This window comes from Pseudomonas sp. LBUM1672 (assembly GCF_059695655.1).
Genome location: NZ_CP166781.1, coordinates 1602907 through 1628143 on the forward strand (window position 1 = coordinate 1602907; position 25237 = coordinate 1628143).

General features: G+C 58.7%; 12 protein-coding genes and 2 pseudogenes. 7 read left to right on the forward strand and 7 right to left on the reverse strand.

Annotated features, from left to right (window positions below):
- Nucleotide 1 precedes the first annotated feature (1 nt).
- Together ACA053_RS07220 and ACA053_RS07225 are read right to left on the reverse strand one after the other, a co-directional pair.
- Nucleotides 2-807, reverse strand: a pseudogene (locus ACA053_RS07220) (alpha/beta fold hydrolase).
- Nucleotides 808-821: 14 nt separating this feature from the next.
- A complete protein-coding gene (locus ACA053_RS07225; protein ID WP_109628489.1) occupies nucleotides 822-1745 on the reverse strand; it encodes a PA3225 family LysR-type transcriptional regulator in 924 nt (307 codons plus the stop codon).
- A 49-nt stretch (nucleotides 1746-1794) separates the two neighbouring features.
- Here ACA053_RS07225 and ACA053_RS07230 point away from each other — a divergent pair, with 49 nt between their 5' ends.
- The 3 genes from ACA053_RS07230 to ACA053_RS07240 all read left to right on the forward strand — a co-directional run bounded on the left by ACA053_RS07230 (nucleotide 1795) and on the right by ACA053_RS07240 (nucleotide 4164).
- Nucleotides 1795-2109, forward strand: coding sequence for a 3-phosphoglycerate kinase (locus tag ACA053_RS07230; protein ID WP_109628490.1), 315 nt, complete (start codon nucleotides 1795-1797; stop codon nucleotides 2107-2109).
- 165 nt (nucleotides 2110-2274) lie between these two features.
- On the forward strand, nucleotides 2275-2874 hold the full coding sequence (locus ACA053_RS07235; RefSeq protein WP_102594234.1) for an FMN-dependent NADH-azoreductase: 600 nt from the start codon (nucleotides 2275-2277) through the stop codon (nucleotides 2872-2874).
- Nucleotides 2875-3294: 420 nt separating this feature from the next.
- Entirely contained in the window at nucleotides 3295-4164 is an 870-nt protein-coding gene (locus ACA053_RS07240) for a carboxylate/amino acid/amine transporter (protein ID WP_497394834.1), read from the forward strand.
- A gap of 100 nt (nucleotides 4165-4264) precedes the next feature.
- Here ACA053_RS07240 and ACA053_RS07245 read toward each other — a convergent pair whose 3' ends face one another.
- A complete protein-coding gene (locus tag ACA053_RS07245; protein ID WP_497394835.1) occupies nucleotides 4265-5563 on the reverse strand; it encodes a mechanosensitive ion channel family protein in 1299 nt (432 codons plus the stop codon).
- A gap of 193 nt (nucleotides 5564-5756) precedes the next feature.
- Here ACA053_RS07245 and ACA053_RS07250 point away from each other — a divergent pair, with 193 nt between their 5' ends.
- Complete coding sequence (locus ACA053_RS07250; RefSeq protein WP_008153197.1) at nucleotides 5757-7103, forward strand: DEAD/DEAH box helicase; 1347 nt, start codon at nucleotides 5757-5759, stop codon at nucleotides 7101-7103.
- Nucleotides 7104-7355: 252 nt separating this feature from the next.
- Here ACA053_RS07250 and ACA053_RS07255 read toward each other — a convergent pair whose 3' ends face one another.
- The 3 genes from ACA053_RS07255 to ACA053_RS07265 form a co-directional block, all read right to left on the reverse strand.
- Entirely contained in the window at nucleotides 7356-7955 is a 600-nt protein-coding gene (locus ACA053_RS07255) for a hypothetical protein (RefSeq protein WP_497394836.1), read from the reverse strand.
- Nucleotides 7956-7967: 12 nt separating this feature from the next.
- On the reverse strand, nucleotides 7968-8552 hold the full coding sequence (locus ACA053_RS07260) for a papain-like cysteine protease family protein (RefSeq protein ID WP_497394837.1): 585 nt from the start codon (nucleotides 8550-8552) through the stop codon (nucleotides 7968-7970).
- Nucleotides 8553-8811: 259 nt separating this feature from the next.
- On the reverse strand, nucleotides 8812-9087 hold the full coding sequence (locus ACA053_RS07265; RefSeq protein WP_497394839.1) for a hypothetical protein: 276 nt from the start codon (nucleotides 9085-9087) through the stop codon (nucleotides 8812-8814).
- Between the two features lie 287 nt (nucleotides 9088-9374).
- On the opposite strand from ACA053_RS07265, the gene ACA053_RS07270 reads away from it, so the two are divergent.
- From ACA053_RS07270 to ACA053_RS07280, 3 genes are read left to right on the forward strand one after another with little or no spacing between them, the layout of a single operon-like run.
- Nucleotides 9375-11081, forward strand: coding sequence for a ShlB/FhaC/HecB family hemolysin secretion/activation protein (locus ACA053_RS07270; RefSeq protein ID WP_497394841.1), 1707 nt, complete (start codon nucleotides 9375-9377; stop codon nucleotides 11079-11081).
- 24 nt (nucleotides 11082-11105) lie between these two features.
- Nucleotides 11106-24143 carry a hemagglutinin repeat-containing protein gene (locus ACA053_RS07275; protein WP_497394843.1) on the forward strand — a complete coding sequence of 4346 codons (13038 nt, stop codon included), beginning with the start codon at nucleotides 11106-11108 and terminating at the stop codon, nucleotides 24141-24143.
- A 2-nt stretch (nucleotides 24144-24145) separates the two neighbouring features.
- The gene (locus ACA053_RS07280; RefSeq protein ID WP_497394845.1) at nucleotides 24146-24700 is read left to right on the forward strand and encodes a hypothetical protein; all 555 of its coding nucleotides are present in this window, start codon (nucleotides 24146-24148) and stop codon (nucleotides 24698-24700) included.
- Nucleotides 24701-24773: 73 nt separating this feature from the next.
- Here the strand turns inward: ACA053_RS07280 and ACA053_RS07285 are convergent.
- Nucleotides 24774-25049, reverse strand: a pseudogene (locus ACA053_RS07285) (IS4 family transposase); the annotation flags it as partial.
- Nucleotides 25050-25237 lie beyond the last annotated feature (188 nt).

A 25237-nucleotide genomic window follows, 5' to 3' on the forward strand; every position in this document is an offset into this window, starting at 1 on the left:
GTCAGTGATCCTGAGTGAGGTGGTGTCGACTGCGGTGAGAAACTCGAGCAGGGTTTGGTTGAAGCGTTCGGGTTGATCCAGCGGGGTGGCGTGACGCGAATCGGCGATCACCACCAGCCGTGCATCGGGCAGCAGTTTTACGTAGGTTTCCTTCAGCGAGACCGGCGTGTAATCACGGTCGGCGGTGACGATGAGGGTTGGACAGGCGACCTTCGAAAGTCGTTCCTGAACACCCCAGCCAACGATGGCATCGAAGCTGGCGAGATAAGCATGTTTGTCGTTTTTTGCCCAGCGCTCGGCCATCTTTTGACGCAAATCAGCTTGTTCTGGATTGGGAAATAGCTTGGCGCCCAGGGCCTTGCCGATGGTGCCCAGACTGAGGACACGCATCAGGCTCCAGCGCTTGAACCACTGCCAGTAATCGTCGCGGCTGCGCAGTTTGACTTCGGGTGCGCTGTTGACGATGCACAGGCTTTTGAGCATGTGCGGCTGATCCACGGCCAGTTGAAAACCGATCATGCCGCCCATGGATAAGCCCACATAATGCGTGGGGCCGAGGTTCAGGTGCTCCATCAGGGCGACCAGGTCGGCGCTGAATCCGGCGATGCTGTAGCGTTCGCGGGGTTTATCGGATCGACCGTGACCGCGTACGTCCGGGACGATCACGCGGTAATGAGCTGACAGCGCCGGGATCTGCTTTTCCCAGTCCAGGGTGCTGGACCCCAGCCCGTGGACCAGCAGCAACGGCGTGCCGTGGCCGTATTCCTCATAGTGCAGGTTGCAACCTTCATGTTCGAAATAGGCCATGCAGATACTCCGTATCAGGCTTGTTCAGGGGCGGCGAACGGCGCATCCAGCGGCGCGGTGTCGAAGGTGCGCAGCAGTTCGATCAGGATTTGCGTCGCCGGGCCCAAGGGTTTGTCCTTGTTTGAATACAGATAGAAGCTCGGGTTGCGGCTGCCGCCCTGGTCCAACGGTAGCAGCTTGAGCGTGCCTTCCCTCAGTTCGCGTTCGATCATGTGCCGGGGCAGCCAGGCGAAACCCAGGCCGCTGCTGACAAATGTCGCCGCGGTGGCCAGGCTGCCGACGGTCCAGCGCTGTTCGGCGCCGAGCCAGCCGACGTCCCGTGGTTGCTGGCGGCCGGAGTCGCGGATGACCACTTGCATCTGGGTTTCCAGGTCCTGGAAGTTCAGTTCGCGGTTCAGACGATGCAGCGGGTGATCGGGATGGGCAACGGCGACGAATTCAACATCGCTCAATTCCGCGCCGAGATAGCCGGGAATGCTGAAGCCGGTGATCGCCAGGTCAGCTACGCCTTCGAGCAACACTTCTTCGACACCCGACAGCACTTCTTCGCGCAGACGCACCCGGCAGCCACGGCTTTGCGGCATGAACGCGGTCAACGCACGGACGAGGCGGGCGCTCGGGTAAGCGGCGTCGACCACCAGCCGCACTTCCGCTTCCCAGCCTTGCTCCATGTGGTGGGCCAGGTCTTCCAGCTGGCTGGCCTGTTTCACCAGTTGCCGCGAGCGACGCAGCAACACGCCGCCGGCTTCGGTCAGCACTGCTTTGCGGCCGTCGATGCGCAACAGCGGCACGCCGAGTTGGTCCTGCATACGCGCCACGGTGTAGCTCACCGAGGATTGCGAACGGTGCAGCGCTTCGGCGGCCTGGGCGAAACCGCCGTGGTCAACCACGGCTTGCAAGGTTCGCCATTGATCAAGGGTCACGCGGGGCGCTTTCATGAATAGCTCCTCTTGTCCTAAGCTGGCAGTCCTTATTGGAGACTGCTGAATGAAAAAATTCTGTTATGTGGTGCTGGCGCTGCTGCCGTTGACTGCGTTTGCGTATCCGATCGATGTGACAAAGCAGCTTAATGGCATGAAGATCGACTACAACGCGTTCGATACGGATAACGACATCGCCTCCATCCAGGTCAACAACTACGGCGACACCGATGCGATCTGTAAGGTGGTTTTCAACAATGGCCCGGAAGCGCCGCGCACCCGCTCTATCGAAGTGGCCGCCGGCAAACACAAAAATGCCACCGCCAAGTTCACCCGCACCATTATCAAGATGCGAATCAACCTGACCTGCAGCCCCAAATGACTTTCAACTCTGTGGGAGCAACAGGCTCGCTCCCACGGGGCATGCTCAGCTTATAAACGAATTTATTGATGGGTTGTAGCAGTTATTTGCGCTTTTTCATCGATATGACTCTGTTTAACCTTCACTCCATCGCCTTACAGCATTCTCAGATGGAGCCTACAACCCATGTCACGCGTTCTGATCATCGAAAGCAGCGCCCGTCAGCAAGACTCGGTTTCCCGTCAGTTGACCCAGACCTTCATCAGCCAGTGGAAAGCCGCGCACCCGAACGACCAGATCACCGTGCGTGACCTCGCCGTCAACCCGGTTCCGCATCTGGACATCAATCTGCTGGGCGGCTGGATGAAACCTGCCGAACAGCGCAGCGATATCGAACAGGTCTCCCTGGAACGCTCCAACCAGTTGACCGACGAACTGCTGGCCGCCGATGTGCTGGTCATGGCCGCGCCGATGTACAACTTTGCCATTCCCAGCACCCTCAAAGCCTGGCTCGACCATGTGCTGCGTGCGGGCGTGACGTTCAAGTACACCGAGACCGGCCCGCAAGGTTTGCTCAGCGGCAAGCGCGCCTACGTGCTGACTGCTCGCGGCGGGATCTACGCAGGCAGCACGGCCGATCACCAGGAACCGTACCTGCGTCAGGTCATGGGCTTCATCGGGATCCACGACGTGACGTTTATTCACGCAGAAGGCATGAACCTGGGCGGTGACTTCCAGGAGAAAGGCCTGAACCAGGCCAACGCCAAGCTTTCCCAAGTGGCTTGAGGCTTTAATCGCCAGATAATCCCTTGATGTTCAAGTGGCCTGGCGCAACCCCTTCAAGGCTTTACGCGCATCGAACCTCCCTTTGCACTTGTTGCTCCTGAGTGCTGTCGCCCGATTGAACGCTTTAGCGAGATCGGGCTTTTTTTTGCCTGGGATTTATTGGATCGGCACACAGTCCCTGCTGGAGCGAGCTTTTGTGGTGAGGGGATTTATCCCCGTAGGGCTGCGAAGCGGCCCCAAAATCGGAATACCCGGTGTGTCAGGTACACCGCAAACAATTGTTTACGACTGCTTCGCAGCCGGACGGGGATAAATCCCCTCGCCACAAAGGCTCGGTCCCACAGGGGATCTGTGTGTGGCCGGCTGTCGCGGTGAAGGGCAAAACCCGTTATCGTCGCCGCCATTCGAAACGAGGCGAGCATGGGCTATCTACTTTTTGTCACGCTGATCCAGGCGTTTTCCTTCAGTCTGATCGGCGAATACCTGGCCGGTCATGTCGACAGTTACTTCGCGGTGCTGGTGCGTGTGCTGCTGGCGGGGCTGGTGTTTATTCCGTTGACCCGCTGGCGCTCGGTCGAGCCGGCGTTCATGCGTGGCATGCTGCTGATCGGCGCGTTGCAGTTCGGCGTGACCTACGTCTGCCTGTACCTGAGCTTCCGGGTGTTGACGGTGCCGGAAGTGTTGCTGTTTACCATCCTCACGCCGCTGCACGTGACCCTGATCGAAGACGCCCTGAACCGGCGCTTCAATCCGTGGGCGCTGGTGGCGGCACTGGTAGCGGTGCTCGGCGCGGCGGTGATCCGTTACGACCGGATCAACCCGGATTTCTTCATGGGCTTCCTGCTGCTGCAACTGGCCAACTTCACCTACGCCGCCGGGCAAGTGCTTTATAAGCATCTGGTGGCGCGTCATCCGAGCGATCTGCCGCATTACCGACGTTTTGGCTATTTCTACCTGGGCGCGCTGGCGGTGGCATTGCCGGCGTTCCTGATGTTCGGCAAACAGAACTTCCTGCCCGAGGCACCGTTGCAGTGGGGCGTGCTGCTGTTCCTCGGCCTGGTCTCGACCGCGTTGGGGTTGTACTGGTGGAACAAGGGCGCCTGCCTGGTGAATGGCGGGACGCTGGCGGTGATGAACAACCTGCATGTGCCAGTGGGATTGCTGATCAATCTGCTGATCTGGAATCAGCATGAAGAGCTGGGGCGGTTGTTGTTTGGTGGATCGGTGATTTTGATAGCGGTGTGGATCAGTCGGTTGGGCATCAGACCCACCGCAATCCGTACCTTGTAGGAGCGAGGCTTGCCCGCGAAGACGGTGTGTCAATCAACATTAATGTAGGCTGATACACCGCCTTCGCGGGCAAGCCTCGCTCCTACAGGGGGATGTGGTGCTACATGATGTGCTTTTCAGGCTCGGGAATGTGGCTTGCGCCGAGCACGGCAGGGAGCAGCCCCGAGCGCAAATCCCCGCCACTCGGCTGCTGATACAGGCTCAACCCGAACTCCGGCAGCACCGCCAGCAGGTAATCAAAAATATCCCCCTGAATCCGCTCGTAATCCGCCCACGCCGTGGTGCGGGTGAAGCAGTAGATTTCCAGCGGAATGCCCTGCGCAGTGGTTTGCATCTGGCGGACCATGCAGGTCATGTTCGGCTGGACCTCCGGGTGACTCTTCAGATACGCCAACGCATAGGCGCGGAACGTCCCTATGTTGGTCATCCGCCGCCGGTTGGCCGACATCGCCGCGACGTTGCCCTGAGCCTCGTTCCAGGCCTTGAGTTCAGCCTGCTTGCGGCTGATGTAATCAGTCAGCAGGTGCACCTGGGACAGCTTCTTTTCTTCGTCATCACGAATGAAGCGCACACCGCTGGCGTCGATGAACAGACTGCGCTTGATCCGTCGGCCGCCGGACTGCTGCATGCCGCGCCAGTTCTTGAACGACTCGGACATCAGGCGCCAGGTCGGGATCGAAACGATGGTTTTGTCGAAATTCTGCACCTTCACCGTGTGCAGGGTGATGTCGACCACGTCACCGTCGGCACCGACCTGCGGCATCTCGATCCAGTCGCCAACCCGCAGCATGTCGTTGCTGGTCAGTTGCACGCTGGCGACAAACGACAGCAGCGTGTCCTTGTAGACCAACAGAATCACCGCCGACATGGCACCCAGACCGGACAGCAACAACAGCGGCGAACGGTCGATCAGCGTCGCGACAATGATGATCGCGCCAAACACGTACAAGACCATTTTCGCCAGCTGCACGTAGCCTTTGATCGAGCGGGTGCGGGCGTGTTCGGTGCGGGCGTAGATGTCCAGCAGCGCACTGAGCAGGGCACTGACCGACAGCACCAGGAACAGGATGGTGAAAGCGAGTGCGACGTTGCCGAGGAAAATCAGGCTGGTCTTGCTCAGATCCGGCACCAGGTACAGGCCGAACTGGATCACCAGTGATGGCGTCATCTGCGCCAACCGGTGAAAAACTTTGTTGTGTCGAAAATCGTTGACCCAGTGCAGGGCCGGTTGGCGGCCGAGCATTTTGGTCGCGTGAATAATGAGGTAGCGCGCCACTCGTCCGAGGACCAGCGCCACCACCAGCAGCAGGATCAACGCCAGGGTGGAATGCAGGAGCGGGTGCTGATCGAGGGCACCCCAGAGGTCTTGGACGTTGAGCCAGAGCTGTTTGATATCCATGGGCAAAAACGGTTCTTCTATAGGACGCGACGGGGCGATTAGAGCATTTAAGACGCTTTGCATGACGTTTAGAGACAAATCAGGCAACAAAAAAGCCACTGTTTACCGCCGTTTGCATAAAGAAACTCGGCCTCGGCGCTCGAAACCGTTACCCTATGCAGCTGTTTTTTTGTATTTCTTCGAGGTAGCACCCGTGTTTTCCCAATTCGCCCTGCACGAACGCCTGCTCAAAGCCGTGGCCGAGCTTAAATTTGTCGAGCCAACGCCTGTGCAAGCAGCGGCTATCCCGCTGGCGCTCCAGGGGCGTGACCTGCGGGTGACAGCGCAAACCGGTAGCGGCAAAACCGCTGCCTTCGTTTTGCCGATCCTCAACCGCTTGATCGGCCCGGCCAAAGTCCGTGTCAGCATCAAGACCCTGATCCTGCTGCCGACCCGCGAGCTGGCCCAGCAGACCATCAAGGAAGTTGAGCGCTTCGCGCAATTCACGTTCATCAAGTCCGGCCTGATCACTGGCGGTGAAGACTTCAAGGTTCAGGCCGCCATGCTGCGCAAGGTACCGGACATCCTGATCGGTACGCCGGGTCGGATGATCGAGCAACTGAACGCTGGCAACCTGGACTTGAAAGAAGTCGAAGTGCTGGTCCTCGACGAAGCCGACCGCATGCTCGACATGGGCTTTGCCGAAGACGTACAGCGTCTGGTGGAAGAGTGCACCAACCGTCAGCAGACCATGCTGTTCTCGGCCACCACCGGTGGTTCGGGCTTGCGCGAGATGGTCGCCAAGGTCCTGAACAATCCGGAACACTTGCAGCTGAACAACGTCAGCGATCTGAACGCGACCACCCGTCAGCAGATCATCACCGCTGACCACAACCAGCACAAAGAACAGATCGTGAACTGGCTGCTGGCCAACGAGACCTATCAGAAGGCCATCGTGTTCACCAATACCCGGGCCATGGCCGACCGTATCTACGGCCGTCTGGTGGCGCAGGAATACAAAGCGTTCGTGCTGCACGGTGACAAAGACCAGAAAGACCGCAAGCTGGCCATCGACCGCCTGAAGCAGGGCGGCGTGAAAATCCTCGTCGCCACCGACGTCGCTGCTCGCGGCCTCGACGTGGAAGGCCTGGACCTGGTGATCAACTTCGACATGCCGCGCAGCGGCGACGAATACGTTCACCGCATCGGTCGCACCGGCCGCGCCGGCAACGATGGCCTGGCCATCTCGCTGATCTGCCACGGCGACTGGAACCTGATGTCGAGCGTCGAGCGCTATCTCAAGCAGAGCTTCGAGCGCCGCACCATCAAGGAAGTCAAAGGCACCTACGGCGGACCGAAAAAGGTCAAGGCCTCCGGCAAAGCCGTTGGCGTGAAGAAGAAAAAGGTCGACGCCAAGGGCGACAAGAAGAAAACCGGCGCCAAGGCACCGACCAAGCGCAAGATCGCCAATCGCCCGAAGACCGACGCCCTGTCGCTGGTCAGCAAGGACGGCATGGCACCGCTCAAACGCCGCAAGCCGGAAGCGCCAGCAGCTGAATAAAGCGCGGTCAGTCAGTTAAGGTACGGCGAGCACAAAACCTGTGGCTAGGGGCTTTTGTGGCGAGGGGGCTTGCCCCCGTTGGGTCGCGAAGCGGCCCCCCATGCTCTCTGGAAAGAAGGGACTGCTGCGCAGTCCAACGGGGGCAAGCCCCCTCGCCACAGGGTTAGTGTCGTGCCTGACTGATCGCCAATAGCTGTAGCTTTTCAATAAAAAACCCGGACAGTGTCCGGGTTTTTTTACGTCCAATGTTTGTCAGCTCCCCAACAGCCCACGGGTGTCCGCATCGAAGCGTTGTTTGGCTTGATCAGCCTTCGGTTTGAGCAGGGCGAGTAGCGCGGTTTCGCTGTACAACTGAGTGACCGCCAGTTCCCTGGGGGTCGGCTCAATCGGGATCAGCACGTCGCTATCGTCTGCATGCAGCCAGATCGCCACCAAGTGCAATGCCGAAACAAACAACACCCGCAGTTCAACGGTTTTACCCTGCAGTTGCGGCGACTGTTCCGCCAGTTTCAACGCGCCGACCGTCGCGGCCGCCATGGCCCCGTGGTTCAGCGAAGAGAACTCGACATGGCCACGGACATCAGCCAGTTGCGCATCGGCAATCGTCACGCCATCGGAAAACACCAGGTAATGCCAATCGCCAACCTTGGCGTCTTTCAGGCCTTTGCCCTGGCTCACGTCCTCGAGGCTGAGCGAGTAACCACGGTAAGCCTCGCTGACGCTGATCTTGCCGGGCGTGGCGGCAGCAAACTGGCGATTGACGCCGAAGCCTTGGGTTTGCAAGGCGGCTTGCAGCGCCGGACGCAATGTCTGCACGCCGTTGGAAGGCGCCTTTGGATAAGTCAGTTGCATGATGTCGCCCTCCTAGTTTTTAACGGTGAAGTAAGTGTTGGTCCAGCTGCCGCCGCCGTTGTAAGAACCGGGGAACGAGTTCAACGCGCGGGTCGAGTAGCCGTAGATCGAGTCCGCAACCAGCACGTAATTACCGTTGGTGCCATAGATCGTCAGGAAGTGCGCACCGCCACCGTACCAGGCACAACGCAAACCGATCGGTCTGCCCATGTTGATCTGGTTCTGGATGGCCGTCATCTGCAGCGAACCCTGGTTCATGCCGTTGAAACTGCGGGTAATCGTCAGGGCTGAATCCAGATAGCCATACACGTTGCACGGCCCCGGTTGATTGCAGCAGTTGCGGTCCAGCGCAGCGGTGGCCACGCCGCATTGGGTCCAGGACCCGGTGCCGTAATAGTTGCCGACCGAGGCGGAAACGGCTGCCCAACACCAGTTGGTCTGGGTTTGTTTCTGCATCGTGAAGTTCAGGCTGGCAGCAGCCAGTGCACTGAGTGGTGCAGCTGATTTGACATCGGACAGTTGCGGGTTGAGCAGATGACCGGTCAGGCACCTTGGCAGGGTTTCGCCGGTGAATTGCGTTGCTTCAGTGGTTAACATTTTTCAATCCTCCATGAGTGAAAACTAGCGTCCAGCTAGTGGGTCTGTGGCGGTGTTGCTGAGCGATCGGCGTGTGCGGTTCGCCATGCTGGATGGCCGGCTCCGATCCGGGCTCGAGGTAACCTTAGGTGGTTTATGCGTTTATGCAAATAACTAAATGCACTAGTGCAAATTCCAGAACGAAAGATCGGCGCTTTTGGCAGCGCCGGAGGAACCGTCATTCTTGGGTAGGAATGCCCGGAGGCTGCAATACCTGTTTTCAACTCTCGGCTTTTTTATCCGCCGTCTTCAGCTCTTTCAACCGCTGATCAATCAACTGGCATTTGTCGGGTAAATCCGCGCTGGCGGTCCCCATATCCATCTTCTGCAACTCGGCATTGATCTCTTTGGCCTTGGCCGGATTCTGTTCCGTGAGTCTGGTCACTTCCTTGGCCAGTTGTTCGCGCTTGGCGGTGGCTTCCTCGGGGGTGCAAGCCCAGGCTGGGAGGGCGCAGGCAAATGTGGCAACGAGAGTAAGCGTCATTAACGTTTTCATGGAAAGCCTCGAGTTCCGTGTTGGGCGGTTAAACGGTGGAGGCTCTGCCTTGGCGAAAGTTCAGCTTTCTGTAGGACACATCGTCTTTCGGAAATGCCCTGTCAGTCGTGGTCGCTTTTCTTGAATGCATCAGGAAACGTCCTGCGCGCTAGCAGGAAGCAGCTGATTTTACCGTGACCGTTCGTCGCCTAATCTATTTGAGTGGATCCATTATTTGACGTCAGAATGATGGCTCTCTAACATCGCGCCACTATTGTGCTATCAGTCTCCATTTCGAGGGATCGAACATGTACCCAGCCGCCCTCGCGGCGAGGTTGTGCCTGGCTTTGCTGTGCCTTTCTCCGCTGAATCTTGCTCATGGCGCCCCCACTCCAGGGGAAACCGACCTCATCCGTGAACGCCAGGATCGCCTGCTCGAAGAGCAACGTCGGCGTCTCGAAGAGCTCAAGGAATTACCCGGCAAGGAAGTCAAACCCGCCGCCCCGACGGCGCCCACCGACACCCGTTGCTTCCCGATCAAGGACATCGAACTCAAAGGCGCCGACAGCCTTTCCGAGCGCGAGAAAAACCGCCTGCTCAAGCCGTACATCGGGCAGTGCCTGGGCGTCACGCAGCTCAATGAGTTGCTGAAAGTCATCACCGATCACTACATCGAAAAAGGCCTGGTCACCAGCCGTGCCTATTTGCCGCAGCAGGATTTGTCCGGTGGGCATTTGAAGGTGCTGGTGGTCGAAGGCAAGCTCGAAGGCTTGAAGGGCGCGGAGGGCAGCAAGCTGTCGGATCGTGAGTTGGGCATGGCTTTTCCCGGCAAGACTGGCGAGCTGGTCAATCTGCGGGAAATCGAGCAACTGGTCGATCAGCTCAACCGTTTGCCATCGAATCAGGCGCAGATGGAATTGGCGCCGGGCAAGAACGTCGGCGGCAGCGAAGTGCTGGTCAAGAACTCGCCGCAAAAGCCCTGGCGTGCCGGGTTGTCCCGCAGCAACGATGGCCAGCGCAGTACTGGCGAGCAGCAGTGGGGCACCACGTTTGACTGGGACAGTCCGCTGGGTTTGGCGGATCAGTTGAATCTGCGCGGCGGTCACGATGCGATGACCGATCACCAGCACACCTCCAACAACGCGCTGCTCAATTACAACTTGCCGTTGGGCTGGTGGAACTTCAATTACACCTACAGCCAGAGTGAGTACCGCTCGCAGGCGCAAGCCAACGGCTTCAACTTCAAGCAGACCGGCGACAGCGAAAACCATCAATTGCGCGCCGAGCGGGTGATCCATCGCGACGCCGTAAGCAAGACTTCCCTCAGCACCGGCTTGTCGTACCTGCGCACCAATAACTTCATCGAAGACAGCAAGCTCAAGCTGAGCAGCAACCGCATCAGCGAAGCGCAGTTCGGCATCAACCACGGTCGGCGAGTCGGCAGTGCGTTCGTCAACCTTGACCTCGGCATGCAGCAAGGCATCGGCGCGTTCGATGCCCAGGGCAACGGTCACCCGGGTCCCGGTGAACCGGATGCGCGCTACCGCAAATACACCGCCACCGCGAGCTATCTGCAACCGTTCAAGGTGTGGGGCGAGTCGTTCAGTTTCAGCAGCCTGATGACCGGCCAACGCAGTGAAGACGTGCTGTTCAGCCCGCAGCGCACCAGCCTCGGCGGGCAGTCGTCGATCCGTGGTTACAAGGATCAATCCTTGTCCGGCGACAGCGGCGGTTACTGGCGCAACGACCTGCGCTGGAGCCGTCCAGTGACGCTGGAATGGTTGCGCCCGGTGTTCGCCGAATACGGCACCAGCCTCGGTTACGACCAGGGTGTGATTCGTGGCGATCGCTACAACGGCGACCAGCACGGACGCCTGTCCAGCAACTCGGTGGAGGTGTTTGCCCGAGGTCAGCACCTCGCCGCCAGCGTGACCTTTGCTCATTCCCTCGAACGTCCGGACACCCTGACCGAGCGCGAAGCGCCGATCTATTTCCGCATGGATTTCTTCCTCTAACTTCGTTGCATCGAGACCTACCACATGGACGTTCGCCAGTACGCCTTTCTCGCTCGCCAACCTTCTGCCGCCGTGAAAACCCGCGAGCACTTCTGGGGCATGCCCAAGCGGGGAGTGGCGTTCCTGTTGGCCAACGTAATGTTCTGGCAACCGATGTGGGCGCAGGCGGAAGGGATCGTCGTGGCCTCGCCGGGCACCAGTCTCGGTCAGGCGGGCAACGGTGTGCCGATCGTCAATATTGCCACGCCCAATGGCACCGGCCTGTCGCATAACCAGTTTCACGATTACAACGTCGGCACCCAAGGCGTCATCCTCAACAACGTCGCCAACCAGACCGGCGCGACGCAATTGGGCGGCATCATCGTCGGCAACCCCAACCTCACCAACCGCGTCGCGGCGCAAACCATCCTCAACGAAGTGGTTGGCGGCAGCCCGAGCCAGTTGCGCGGTTATACGGAAGTGGCGGGGCAGTCGGCGCGGGTGATCGTCGCCAACCCGTACGGCATCAGCTGCAACGGCTGTGGGTTTATCAATACGCCGCGTGTGACGTTGACCACCGGCAAACCGGTGCTGGACAACGGTCGTCTGGATCGCTTTCAGGTCGATCAGGGCAGCGTTTCCATCGACGGCGCCGGGCTGAATGCCAACAACGTCGACAGCTTCGAAATCATCACCCGCAGCGCGAAGATCAATGCCGAGATTCAGGCGAAAAACCTGACGATTGTGGCCGGTCGCAACGACGTCAATGCACAGACGCTCAACGCCATCGCTCGCGCCGATGACGGCAGCGCGAAACCGCAACTGGCCATCGACTCGTCGGCACTGGGCGGGATGTACGCCGGGGCGATCAAACTGGTCGGTACCGAAGCCGGGGTCGGGGTGAAACTGGCCGGCAACCTGGCGGCCAGTGGCGGTGATATCCAGATCGACGCCAATGGCCATCTGAGCCTGGCGCAGACCTCTGCCGCCGGCGCGGTGAACGTCAAAGCCGCCAGCCTCGACGCCCAGGGACCGGTCTATGCCGGCAGTTCCGTCAATGTGCAAACCCAAGGCGACCTGACCAACCAGCAAACCCTCGCGGCCCGGGACGGCATCGCCCTCAGTGCCGGCGGGCAGTTGACCAACAATGGCGTGATCGAGGCCGGGGTCAATGCCGATAACAGTCGCAATGCCAATGGCGATGTAAGTCTGATCGCACAAAACCTCAACAACACCGGCAAAAGCGTGGTTGCCAGCCGCAACCTGTCGATCAATACCGCACAGACATTAAGTAACCAGGGCGGCACGCTTAGCGCTCAACACGCCACCAACATCAACGCCGGGACTTTGGACAACCAGAACAATGGGCGGGTGCAGGGCAGTGGCGCGGTGAATTTGAGCGCTACTCAGGTTCTCAACACCCAGGGTGTGATCACCAGCAACGGCAACCTCACCGCCACCCTCGGGCACTTGAACAACCACAATGGCGAAGTCTCAAGCGCGGGCAATACCAGCGTTTCCGCGACAACCCTGGACAACAGTGACGGTCAGGTGACGGGTGACGTTGCGCTGAACATCGGCCTGATCGGTGCTCTGAATAACCAGAATGGTGTACTGGGTTCGGGGCAGAGCGTGAGTATCTACGCGGCCAGCCTGGACAATAGTCATGGCGGCGGTCTGGTCAGCGATGGCAGCCTGACCGCGCGCATCACGGGTTTGTTCGACAACCAGAACGGTGATCTGAGCGCCAAAGGTGCGGTCGACCTGCAGACCGGCAGCCTCGACAACCGTAATGGCAACCTGACCGGCAAGGACCGTCTGACCCTGCGCAGCGATTCGCTGGACAACCGCACCGGCAAAGTGCGCGCCGGCAACGACCTGCAACTGAACGTCGGGCAACTGGATAACCGCCAGCAAGGCCTGCTCAACAGTCAGGCGTCCGTCACCTTCAACGGTACTCATCTGGACAACCGCGGTGGCCTGCTTAGTGCGGCAGGCCCGGTGCGTCTGGACGCGGCCAGCGTCGACAACAGCAGCGGCCGCATCTCCAGCAAAACCGATCTGACGGCAAACGTTGCGCAGTTCACCAACCAGAGCGGTGAACTGGTCGCCCAAGGGATGCTGGCGCTCAACGGCAAGGGCCTCGATAACCGCAACGGCGGTCTGGTAGGCGCGACAAAAGCGCTGAAACTCAATGTCGATGAGATAGACAACCGTGGCGGTGAAATCTCCAGTGCCGTTGATGTGAGTCTGCAAGGCCTGCGCCTGAACAACAGCGACAACGGCAAGATTCTGGCCGGGACCGATCTGGGCCTGAAAGTGGCGCAGATCATCAACCAGACCAAGGGGCTGTTGTTCGGCAAGGGCATCACTGAAGTTGCGGGCCAGAGCCTGGACAATAGCGGCGGCAGCCTCGTCGCGCAGTCAGGGCTGGATATTCGTCTCGACAACGCCTTGAGCACTATCGATGGGCTGATCAGCAGCGAAGGCACGCTGACGGTCAATGCCGCCAGTCTCGACAACACCCGCGGTAGCCTGTCGAGCGCCGGCGTGTTGGCGGTGACCACGACCGGCGCATTGATCAACCAGGGTGGTTCCATCACCACCAACAGCGGTCTGACGCTCAAGAGCCAAAACCTGAACAACAGCCAGAGCGGTCTGCTCAGTGGCAAAAATGCGATCACCGTAACGACCGGCGCGTTCGATAACACCCAGGGCGGTCGCTTGATCAGCGGCGACACCCTCGACCTGACCGCGACTCAGGTCAGCAATGGCGTGGGCAGCCGGATCGCCAGCGAAAAGGCGTTGACCGCCAGTGTTACCGGTTTCGATCAACAGGGCGGTCAGCTTTTCAGCAAAACCTCTCTGAGCCTGGATGTGAATAACGGGCAACTGAACAACCAGAATGGCCTGATCAACGCTCCTTTGCTGATGTTGAAGAACCTCAATGACGTCAACAACCAAGGCGGTGAAATCTCCAGCGCCCAGGCCTTCACACTGGCCGCCCGCAGCCTGGACAACAGCAACGGCAGGTTGATCAGCAACCAGGGCCTGACCCTGCGCATCGAACAACTGCTTGCCAGCATCAAAGGCCTGATCGCTGCCCAGACTGTGGATGTGCACAGCGCGCGCCTGGACAACAGCGGCGGGCTGATCAGCAGTCGCGGCACGCTCGGGCTGACGGTTGAGGGTCAGCTCGTCAACCAGGACGGCACACTGATCGCCGACGGTGATGTGCACCTCAGCGCCGACAACCTCGACAACACCGGTGGCCAGATCGCCGGTAAAACCGATGTCACGGCCAACGTCGCGACGCTCGACAACCACGGCGGCCAACTGGTCGCAACCGGTGCCTTGACGCTGACGGGCACTCACCTCGACAACCGCAACGGCGGTCTCGTCGGCGCGAACAATGCGCTGCAATTGAACGTCGGGTCCATCGACAACCGCGGTGGTGAGTTGTCGAGCAAGTCACACGTCACCGTGATCGGTAACAGTCTGAACAACAGCGATGGCGGCCAGGTGTTCGCCGAAGGTGCGCTGTCCTTGACGGTGGATCAGGTAATCAACCGCGCCAAAGGCTTGCTGTCCGGCAAGACTGACCTGACGTTGACCGGCCGCGAACTGGACAACAGCGGCGGCACTCTGTTGAGCCAGAAAAACCTGAAGGTCGATCTCACGGCTGATCTGAACAACAGTCAGGGCGTGCTGAGCGCCGAAGGCACATTGAGTGTCACGGCCGCCAGTCTGACCAATACACTCGGCACCCTGTCCGCTGCCGGGCCGTTGACCCTGACCACCACAGGCGTGGTGCTCAACCAGGGCGGCGAAATTGTGACGGACGCCGGCCTCACGCTTAAAAGCGCCAGCCTCGACAACCGCAACAAGGGCAGCATCAGCGGCAAAGGCGCAGTCGTCGTCAACACCGGGTCGCTCGATAACAGCCACAACGGACGCTTGAACAGCGGCGACAGCCTGGACCTGACGGCCACCCAACTGACCAACCAGGACAAAGGCCGTATCGCCAGTGTCGGTGCGCTGACCGCCAGCGTCACGGGCCTGGATCAACAAGGCGGGCAGTTGTTCAGCAACACGTCCCTCGAACTGGACCTGAACCACGGCCAGTTGAACAATCAAAAAGGGTTGATCAGCGCACCCTTGCTGATGCTCAAGAACCTGGCGGACGTCAACAACACCGGCGACGGTGAAATCTCCAGCGCCCAGGCCTTCACACTGGCAGCGCGCAGCCTGGACAACAGCACCGGCAAGGTGCTGAGCAATCAAAGCCTGACCCTGCGCATCGAGCAGGCGCTGACCAGCATCAAAGGCATGATTGCGGCCGCAGCGCTCGACGTCAAAGCGGCCAGCCTGGACAACAGCGGCGGCACCTTGACCAGTCTCGCCAGTCTCAACCTGAACCTCGACGGACAATTGAAAAACCAGGACCTGGGGCTGATCAACGGCACCACTGGTCTGACCATCAACAGCAGCGGTATCAACAACCAGAACGGTTCGCTGCTGGGCAGCGCGATTGCCATCGATTTCGGCGCAGCCACCGGTGACCTGAACAACAGCGGTGGCGGGCTGATCACCACAACCGGTGCCCTGAGCATCCAGCACCTGCGTGACTTGAATAACCGCAGCGGCGAAATTTCCAGCAGCCAGAGTATCGACCTGAAACCCCGTGCGCTGGATAACGGCAGCGGCCGACTGATCAGCAAAAACCTGCTGACGGTAAACGCTGATACCGTGAACAACCAGGGCGGCCTGATCTCCGGCTGGAAAGGCCTGAGCCTGACCAGCAACAGCCTGGATAACCGCAACAAAGGCACGCTGTCGAGTGGTCATGTCGACACCGGCATAAACGTTCCCGGTGACATGGCCGTCACGGTCAGCGGTGACCTGCTCAACAGCGCAAACGGCGCGCTGGTCAGCCTGGGGAACCTGAGCGTCAACGCGGCGAACCTGGATAACAGCAGCACTGGCATCCTCTCCAGTGCCGGTGCCCAGACCCTGACCCTCAGTGGTCTGTTGAACAACGCCCAAGGCGGTTTGATTTCCAGTGGCGCAACCCTGGCCATGCAAGCCATGACCCTGGGCAACGCCAGCGGCACCGTCAACGCCGAACAGGCCCTGAGTTTCACCGGCAGCACGCTGGATAACACCGGTGGCAATCTGGCCGGCAACGCCGCGGTCACCGTGGATCTGCTCGGTGCCCTGACCAACACCAACGGCAAACTCGCTAGCGGCGGCTCGCTGCTGATCCAGCGCACCACCCAGATCAATAACCAGGGCGGCCAACTCGCCAGCCAAGGCTTGATGACGCTGCTCACCGGTGGCCTGGACAACCGCAATCGCGGCACCGTCGCGGCCAACAACTTGCTGACCATCACCACGCCGGGCGCCGTTCAGAACAGCGCCGACGGCCTGATCTACAGCCAGAATGGCGACCTGAAAATCCAGGCCGCCAGCCTCGCCAACGCCAAGGGCACTCTGCAAAGTGGCGGGACGCTAAACCTGATTGCAGGCAGCGATATCGACAACCAAAGCGGCCGGATCGTCGCCAAGGCCGGTGACCTGAGCATCACTGCCGGCAACCTCGACAACCGTGGCGGCGTGCTCTCCAGCCTGCAAGCCGCGTTCACCGCTCACCTGACCGGCGTGCTGAAAAACGGCTATGACCTGAATAACAACCGTCAGGGCGGCATCACCCAGGCCCAACGCCTGAACCTGACCGCCCTGGGCGGGATCGACAACTATGGCGGGCGCATTTCTGCGCAAAGCGGTGACGCGATCATCGCCACCGGTAACTTCGACAACCGTAACGGCGGTCTGTATGCCAAAGGCAAAATCAATGTCACGGGCAACAATTTTGACAACAGTGGCGACAACGGCGGGCAAGTCGCCGGTCAACAAATCGACCTCAACCTCACCGGCGCCCTGAACAACCGCCTGGGCATCATCGAGAGCGACAGCACCCTGGCGATCAAGGCCGCCAGCCTCGACAACCAGACCGGTCAACTGCGCGCCCTGGGCACCAGCGGTAAAACCAGCTTCCAGATTGGCGGTCTCTTCGATAACCGCAATGGCACCCTCGAAAGCGCCAACACCGACCTCGGTATGGCGGTGGGCAGTTTCCTCAACGGCGGCGGCAGCCTGCTGCATGTGGGCAACGGCACCTTCGACATTTCCACCGCGAACGTTACTGGTGCCGGTGGCACCATCGTTACTCGCGGCGGTTTGACGCTTAACGCCGATACCTGGAGCAACAGCAACGTCATTCAGGCCGGACGCCTGACCGTCAACGTCAACAACTTCACCCAGACCGCAAGCGGCCAGTTGCTGGCTTCCGACAGCCTCGTCGGGACCGGCGTCAATTGGTTCAACGAAGGCTTGATTGCCAGTGATGGCAGCCTGAGCGTCGGTCTGAGCGGTGCTTACTGGGGCGGCGGGCGTCTCAGCAGTCTTGGAACTCTTGGCCTGAGCGCCGCGCAAGTGAGCCTCAATGCCGCCACGTCGAGCATTGCCGGTGGTGGTAACACCACGCTCAATGTCAGTGGGCAACTGGATAATGGCGGGCGGCTGACCTCCGGGAGCGGGATGACGATCACCGCAGGCGGGGTAAGAAACTACGGCACACTGGCAGCCGGTGGCGACCTGACACTCACGACCGGAAACCTGGTCAACAGCGGCGGTCTGATTTTCAGCGGCGGCAACATGTCGCTGCGCGTTGCCGACTTCAACAACAGCTACGCCAACGTCTACAGCCTGCGAAACCTGAGCATCGATCGTGATGGCAACGGCGGACGTGCCAACAGCATCTTGAACAGTTCGTCGTCTATTCAAAGCGACGGCACCATGAGCCTGGCAGCCAGCACGATCCAGAACATTCGGGCCGTGCTCACCGTCAACAACGCAGGCATCTACACCGCCCGGATTGGCGAAGTCACGTGCATTGAAGGGGTCAACGCCGGTGACTGCAGCGGCAAGCAGAACCACGCCTGGGAGATCGTGCAGCGCGACAAACTCGAAGTCACCGACGCCAGCGCCGCCTCCAGCATCACCGCCGGCGGGGACTTGACCCTGACGGGCGGCGACCTGCTGAACCAGAGCAGCACCATCGCCACAGGCGGGAACCTGACGGCCTCGCTGGTCAACCTGACCAACAGCGGTGTGGAAACCGGTGAAACCGAAACCACCCGAATCTACATGTCGGAACGGACCAGCAGCGCAGGCGGCTGGTACAGCGCCGCCAATAACTTCACGAACAAGTACTGGTATGAAAGCAGCGGCTACAACGCCAATGACCTGAGTGGCCTTGAAGCCGGCATGGCCAACTTTATCGGCATGACCGAAAGAGAGTTACCGGGATTGGGCAGCACCCGGAAAATTGCCTCCAGCGACCAGAGTTTTGCCGCCGTGATCCAGGCTGCAGGCTCGGTCAACATCAACGCCCAGAACAACATCAACAACAGTGTCGTGCGCCCGGGCTACACCTACGTGGGCAGCGGTCCACGGACCGGTACTGGCACGTCCGGCAGTCAGTATTCCACCCGTATCACCCTCAACCAGCAGTTGCCGCCTAACCTGGCGCAGCAGCAAGTCAACCCATTGGCCTTGCCAGGCTTCGCGTTGCCCACCGGGCAGAACGGCCTGTTCCGAATGAGCGGCCAGGACACCAGCACGCCAGTGGCCACCGGCCCGCAAAGCTGGACCATGGGCGGCGCCAGTGTTAACCCGACCCAGCGTCAGCAAACGCTGCCCGGCGTCCAGCCTCGGAGCATTCTGCTGGGCAGCAACGCTCAGGCTTCGGCCAGCACCGTTAACCTGAGCCCGGCAGATCGCCAGGCAGCGAACGTGGGCGTTGGCGCCAGCGCTATCGACGCCAGTACCCCGGCGTCAGACGCCACCGGCTCGGCACTGCCGGGTCGCTCCACAGCCTTCACGGTTAACCGTGTCCAGGGTCTGCCGTCCAGCAGTGGCCAGTCCAAACCTCAGAAATACCTGATCGAAACCAACCCGGTCCTGACCGACCTCAAGCAGTTCATGAGTTCGGATTACCTGCTGTCGAACCTCGGCTACGACCCGGATCAAAGCGCCAAGCGCCTGGGTGACGGTTTCTACGAACAGAACCTGATCCAACAGGCCGTGGTCGCCCGTACCGGCCAGCGCTTCATCGGTGGACAGACCTCAGACGAGAGCATGTTCAAGTACCTGATGAACAACGCGGTCGCCAGCAAACAGGAACTCAACCTGTCGCTCGGCGTCAGCCTGACCTCCGAACAAGTCGCGGCCCTGACCCACGACATTGTCTGGATGGAAACCGCTGAAGTGAACGGCGAACAAGTGCTGGTGCCGGTGCTGTACCTGGCCAACGCGAACAATCGCCTGGCCGCAAACGGTGCCCTGATCCAGGGCAGCGACGTGACCCTCATCGCCGGCAAGGACCTGAACAACGCCGGTACCCTGAAGGCCACCAGCAACCTGTCGGCCACCGCCGGCAACGACCTGGTCAACAGCGGCCTGGTGGAAGCGGGCAATCGCCTCGACTTGCTGGCTGGCAACAACCTGATCAACAAGGCCGGCGGCGTCATCTCCGGCCGCGACGTCTCGCTGACCGCCACCCGTGGCGACGTGATCAACGAACGCACCGTCACCACACACGAAAGCAGCAGCGGCTATCGCGACGAGCGTACCGACTTCGTAGACAGCGCGGCGCGTATCGAAGCGGCCAACAGCCTGACTATCAAGGCCGGGCAAGACTTCAACAACACGGGCGGCGTACTCAAGAGTGGGGCGGATACCACGATCAATGCGGGTCGTGACGTCAACCTCGTGTCTGCCGAACAAGTTGTCAATGGCGAGCGCGGTCTGCACCGTGATCAGACCATTACGCAATACGGCTCGACTGTTGATGTAGGGCAGGACCTGAAGGTCAATGCCGGTCGAGACATCACCGCCATCGCCAGTCAGATCGATGCCAAGCGCGACATCAACATGAGCGCTGTTGGCGACCTGACGTTGGCTTCGGCGGCGGATGAACAGCATGCCTATGACAAGACCAAAAAGGTGACGAGTCAGGAAGATCACGTCAGTCAGGTGTCTACGACCGTCAATGCAGGGGGCAACATCACCCTCAGCGCGGGCAAGGATCTGGACCTGATCGCCAGCCGAGTGAGCGCGGGCGATGAAGCCTATCTGTACGCCGGCGATGACGTGAACATGGAGACAGCGGACAACGTCGACTACTCCTACTATTCGAAAACCAAGAAGGGGTCGTTCGGCAAGAAAAAGTCGACGATGACTGAGAGCGAATCGGATGTATCCGTCAGCTCGAGTGTCTCGGCTACGAACAAACTGGTCATCTCGGCCGGTCAGGATTTCAACGCCACCGGCGCCAAACTGAGCAGTGATGGAACGTTGCTCGCCACTGCTGGCCGGGATATCAATCTTGATGCCGCCGAAGACTTTGCGAGTGAAGCCAGCTCCTCATCCAAAAAGGGTTGGTCTTCCAGCAAGTCCAGCAGCTCGGAAGTCACGCAGACCCGCCTGAACAGCACTGAGCTGGTCGCAAAAAACATCGAACTGAAAGCCGACAACGACATCTCGCTGACCGCTGCTGCGTTGCGTGCCGAAGAAGCGGTGAAACTCACCGCGGGTAACGATGTGCTGATTGGTGCCGGCGAGGAAACTCAAACGTCCACTCAATCGAAAAGCTCCAGCAAGACCAGCGCAACGTTCACGGGCTTGTTGTCCTCCTCGCAAAAATCCCAAGAGGGGCAATCCACCTCAACCCAGAGCATCGGCACTGATATCAGTGGCGGCAGCATTCAAATCAAGAGTGGTCGTGACACTGTCATCGAGGGCAGTACGCTGGTCGCTGACAAGAACATCACTATCAATGCCGCTCGTGATCTGGAAATCACCAGCGCAGAAAATACCGAAAGCGCTAGCTCTTCTTCCGGCAGCAAGAAAGTCGGGGAGATCGGCTCCTGGTGGCAGGGTGCGACGGGAATCGTCAAGCAGAAGGAAGCTGATGAATACACCTCCACCCGCCAATCGGGCAGCCAGATCGCATCGTTGGGCGGCAATATCAGCCTGACGGCAGGTGATCACTACACCCAGACGGCCAGCCAATTGGTCGCGCCACAAGGTGATATCAGCATTACCGCCAAGCATGTCGACATCGAGGCCGGTTTCGACACGATGGAATCGACCAAAACGGCGAGCACCAGCCGAACGGCCGTTGGTGGTTCCGTGAGCGTCCCTCTACTCGATGCCTTGCGTGGCATTCAGCAAATGGGCGACGCGGCACAGAAAACCAGTGACGACCGGATGGTTGCGTTGGCTGCGGTGAACGCGGCGATGAGTGCTGATCAGGCGCTGGACGCCGGTAAATCAATGGTTCAGGACCCTAAGGCCGGAGTGAAGGTCAGCGTCAACCTCAGCAATACCCAAAGCAACATGAACAGCAGTCAAAGCGGTCGTAACGTTGTAGGCAGCGGGGTCATTGCCGGAGGAAACATCAACATCGTCTCCACTGGAGCCGGGGCTGATAGCGACATCAATGTGGTCGGCAGCCGGATCGAAGGCGGTGGCGATGTCTCCCTCAAAGCCGATGGTGAGATCAACGTGCTGTCCGCGCAGAACACGGCGCATCAGGAAAGCACCAACAGTAACAGTGGCTGGAGCGCCGGCATCGGTTTCGGTTTTGGTGAAAGCAATGGCATCACCTTTGAGCTCGCCGCAAACAAGGGGCGCGGCAGCGCTGATGGCGATGACGTCACCCAGACCAATTCATCGATCAAGTCCGGCCATACGCTGAGCCTGCAAAGTGGTGGCGATACCAATATCAAAGGCGGCGTTGTCAGCGGTGAAACGGTCAAGGTCAAGGTGGGCGGTGATCTCAACATCGAGAGCTTGCAGGACACCAGTACTTACGAATCGAAACAGTCGAGCGCCAACGTAGGGGTGAGTCTATGCATTCCACCGTTCTGCTATGGCAATAGCAGCGTCAGTGGTGGTGTCGCTCAGCAACACATGCAAAGCGATTACGCCAGCGTCAGTGAACAGTCGGGGATCAAGGCTGGCGATGGCGGCTTCCAGGTTGAAGTCACCGGCAATACCGATTTGGTCGGGGCGATCATCGCCAGTACCGACAAAGCGGTGGCCGACGGCAAGAACACCCTGAGTACCGGGACACTGACCAGCTCCGATGTCGAAAACAAGGCGGAGTACGACGCCAGCAGCATCAACCTCAGTGGTGGTTATGGCGGCGACATGGGCCGTGATGCAAACGGAAATGCCAGCGCCACGGCCAACCGAGGTGGCCCAGTCGTTGCCAGCAAGGATGGCGTGAGCGCGACAACGCCAATCGTTCTGTTCGCCAGCGGCAACTCCAGCAGCACCACCCACAGCGGGATCAGCGGCGCAGCGGTCACCATCACCAATACCGTCAAGCAGCAGGAGCTGACCGGTCAGACGGCTGAGCAGGCAGTTGCTGCGATCAATACCGATGTCTCCAGCGAGCGTGATGGGAGTAACAAACTCAAACCGATCTTCGATGCAGAAGAAATCGGTGTGGATTTTGAGATTGTCGGCAAGTTTGTGCAGAACGTTTCGCAGCTCATCGAGAGCAAAGCGCGGGAAGTCGACCAGATGAAGGAGCAAGCCGAGAAGGAAAAAGCGCTTTTTAATACTTCGGGACTGTCTGAGGCCGATCAACTCAAGCACCTCAAGAATTATCAGGCGCTCAAGCAACAGATCAAGGAAGTCGAAGAAAACTGGGGCGCGGGAGGCACTTATCGGCAAATTGCTACAGCTCTGGTCGCGGGTATCAGCGGCAATGTGGCCGGTAGTGGTGCCCAGTTCGCACAAAACATGGTGGTCAACTACGTCCAGCAGCAAGGCTCGGCGTACATCGGCGATCTGGTGAAAAAGGGCCTGAAAGAAGGTAGCCCTGAACACGCGGCACTCCATGCGATTCTCGGTTGTGCCGGCGCGGCGGCCAGTAGCCAGAGCTGTTCGGCTGGCGCCTTGGGTGGTTCCGCCGCCAGCGTGCTGGCGGGGCTGTTCGCTGATGCTGATCCGAACGAAACCGCTGTGGAGCGCGAAGCAAAGCGAAACATCATCACCAGCCTGGTGACCGGCATTGCCGCCATGAGCAATCCGAACGGTGCTGCTACTGCGAACAACGCGGCCACGGCGAACGTCGATAACAACTGGTTGGCGACGCAGCAATTTGTACAGATGCAAAAGGAGTTGGAAGTAGCCAAGAGCGAGGGACTATTAGCTCAGCTGCAATTCTACGCCAAGTGGGCAGGTACCTCAGCCAAGCAAGATGTACTCACGGCTGTCGGGGTCAGGCAGGGCCTATCTGAAGGTGGCTTGCAAGATATAGAAGGTTTGGCGCAATTCCTGGCTCATCCTATTGATGGATTGCAGGGACTCGTTTCAGTAGTCAATGATCCTGACGTACGCGCCAAATTAGGCGATGAGGCGACGGATAGCCTATTGGCCAGCATCGACCGGATAAAGTTCGCGCTTGAAACCGGTGGGGATGATCAGGCGGTCCAACTGGGACGCGATCTGGGTCTGTTGATTTACACCGTCGGGAGCGTAGTGACCGGTGTCGGTGGGGCGGCTAAAGCAGGACTGACCCTGGCAAAAGTAGGGATTGAGGTATCGAGCAAAACCTTGAGTAAAATGCTTGTCAAGGATGGTGCTGAACTTGGCGAGCGAGTTGCCGAGCTGGAAATCAAGTCCACGAAAAACCTGGATACCATCAAAGACGCGACGGATTCAGGTGCCAAAGTAACAGATATTGAATTTTTGCCGAAAGCTACTCGCAATAGTGCAGGACAAATCGAGGCTAAAATTACTCCGGACAGCGCCATAAACGCGCTAGAGTCTAACGGGTATAAGAAGACCATTTCTCAGGATGGATCAGTTACCGTCTTAACGAATGGTGTGAAGACATATCGCTTCTATCCGTCCTCGACTTCCACTGGGAAACCTTCAGCCTCATTGACCATCGAAGGCATTAAAAAGCCAGTAACAAAAATAAGATTTTCTGAGGAGTAGTGATGACTGCGCGAAATATAAGTTCCGAGAAGTTGGGTTTTTTACTCGATGAGCTATCAGGAGTTATTGATTTTAATAAAGATCTCCCCTCCAATGTGTTTGTTGGCGGCGGTTTTGTGTTTTGGTTCTTCGAGAGGCCATTGCTTTCTTTCTTTGATCTTTTTCATGGTCTGATTTCGGCAAGTCTTTCCAGCTTTAAATCAGATGTTTTCATTAAATTCTCAGGGCGTGAGTTTTTGGTCGACTCCTGTTTTTCTGTGAGTGGAGTTGATAGTTTTAGTGATGCACAGTGGATAAGCAAAGAATCTGTTGATTTTTTTGGTGGGAAAGTTGGCTATCCAATAATTTTATTTAACGGTACATATGATTGGGTCGCGTTAGAAAGTGCACGCGAGGAGTTTGGTGTGGTTGCGATGAAAGTGAAAAGTAGTCAGGTGGTGTTCTCTGAATACTTGGAGTCGAATTTTATATCCAGTGAAGATCTTATTTTGCTAGCATCTGGAACCTCGGCAGAAAGTGTGATTGCAAAAGCGTTTATCTGTTCCTATTGTAGTTAGAATTCACAAAAAATAGGGTGGGATTAATTTGTCTTAGAAAAGGGACAGAAAAGGGGACGGATTTGAATGGCACTTACTTAACATGTTTTGCGTGCCCATTTTTCCTGACATCTGCCCTTGCTGACCGACGCGGTTTGGTCAGCAAGGGGTAGGCTTGAGGTCTTCGTTTTATGGCTCGCGGCTCGATACGACCAGGCCGATTCCCGACGCGCCTCTGAGCAATCAACATCAATAAATTCGACAGGCCATCTTCGTCTTCGAGGCCGCCATATTGTCGCAGCGCCAGCCATAGCTGAAGGCTGTGTTTGAAGCTCAGCTCGCGAGGTAAACAGTCCGCTAACAGAGCCGAATGAAAAGGGGACAGATTTATTTATTTTGCTGTGTGACCGGAAAATAAATCTGTCCCCTTTTATTTGGACTTGGTCAACTCCCGCAGGCCTTGACTATGGCGAAGGGTCTGAACAAGATAATCGCGTTAAGCACGTGCTTGAGCATTCGGTCCCTAATCCGAATAAAAGAACGCACAGTGTTTTCAGT

Excerpts from the sequence above, each read along its gene's own strand:
- ACA053_RS07225 (WP_109628489.1), bottom strand. The coding sequence starts at position 1,745 with ATGAAAGCGCCCCGCGTGACCCTTGATCAATGGCGAACCTTGCAAGCC.
- ACA053_RS07230 (WP_109628490.1), top strand. The coding sequence starts at position 1,795 with ATGAAAAAATTCTGTTATGTGGTGCTGGCGCTGCTGCCGTTGACTGCG.
- ACA053_RS07235 (WP_102594234.1), top strand. The coding sequence starts at position 2,275 with ATGTCACGCGTTCTGATCATCGAAAGCAGCGCCCGTCAGCAAGACTCG.
- ACA053_RS07240 (WP_497394834.1), top strand. The coding sequence starts at position 3,295 with ATGGGCTATCTACTTTTTGTCACGCTGATCCAGGCGTTTTCCTTCAGT.
- ACA053_RS07245 (WP_497394835.1), bottom strand. The coding sequence starts at position 5,563 with ATGGATATCAAACAGCTCTGGCTCAACGTCCAAGACCTCTGGGGTGCC.
- ACA053_RS07255 (WP_497394836.1), bottom strand. The coding sequence starts at position 7,955 with ATGCAACTGACTTATCCAAAGGCGCCTTCCAACGGCGTGCAGACATTG.
- ACA053_RS07260 (WP_497394837.1), bottom strand. The coding sequence starts at position 8,552 with ATGTTAACCACTGAAGCAACGCAATTCACCGGCGAAACCCTGCCAAGG.
- ACA053_RS07265 (WP_497394839.1), bottom strand. The coding sequence starts at position 9,087 with ATGAAAACGTTAATGACGCTTACTCTCGTTGCCACATTTGCCTGCGCC.
- ACA053_RS07270 (WP_497394841.1), top strand. The coding sequence starts at position 9,375 with ATGTACCCAGCCGCCCTCGCGGCGAGGTTGTGCCTGGCTTTGCTGTGC.
- ACA053_RS07275 (WP_497394843.1), top strand. The coding sequence starts at position 11,106 with ATGGACGTTCGCCAGTACGCCTTTCTCGCTCGCCAACCTTCTGCCGCC.
- ACA053_RS07280 (WP_497394845.1), top strand. The coding sequence starts at position 24,146 with ATGACTGCGCGAAATATAAGTTCCGAGAAGTTGGGTTTTTTACTCGAT.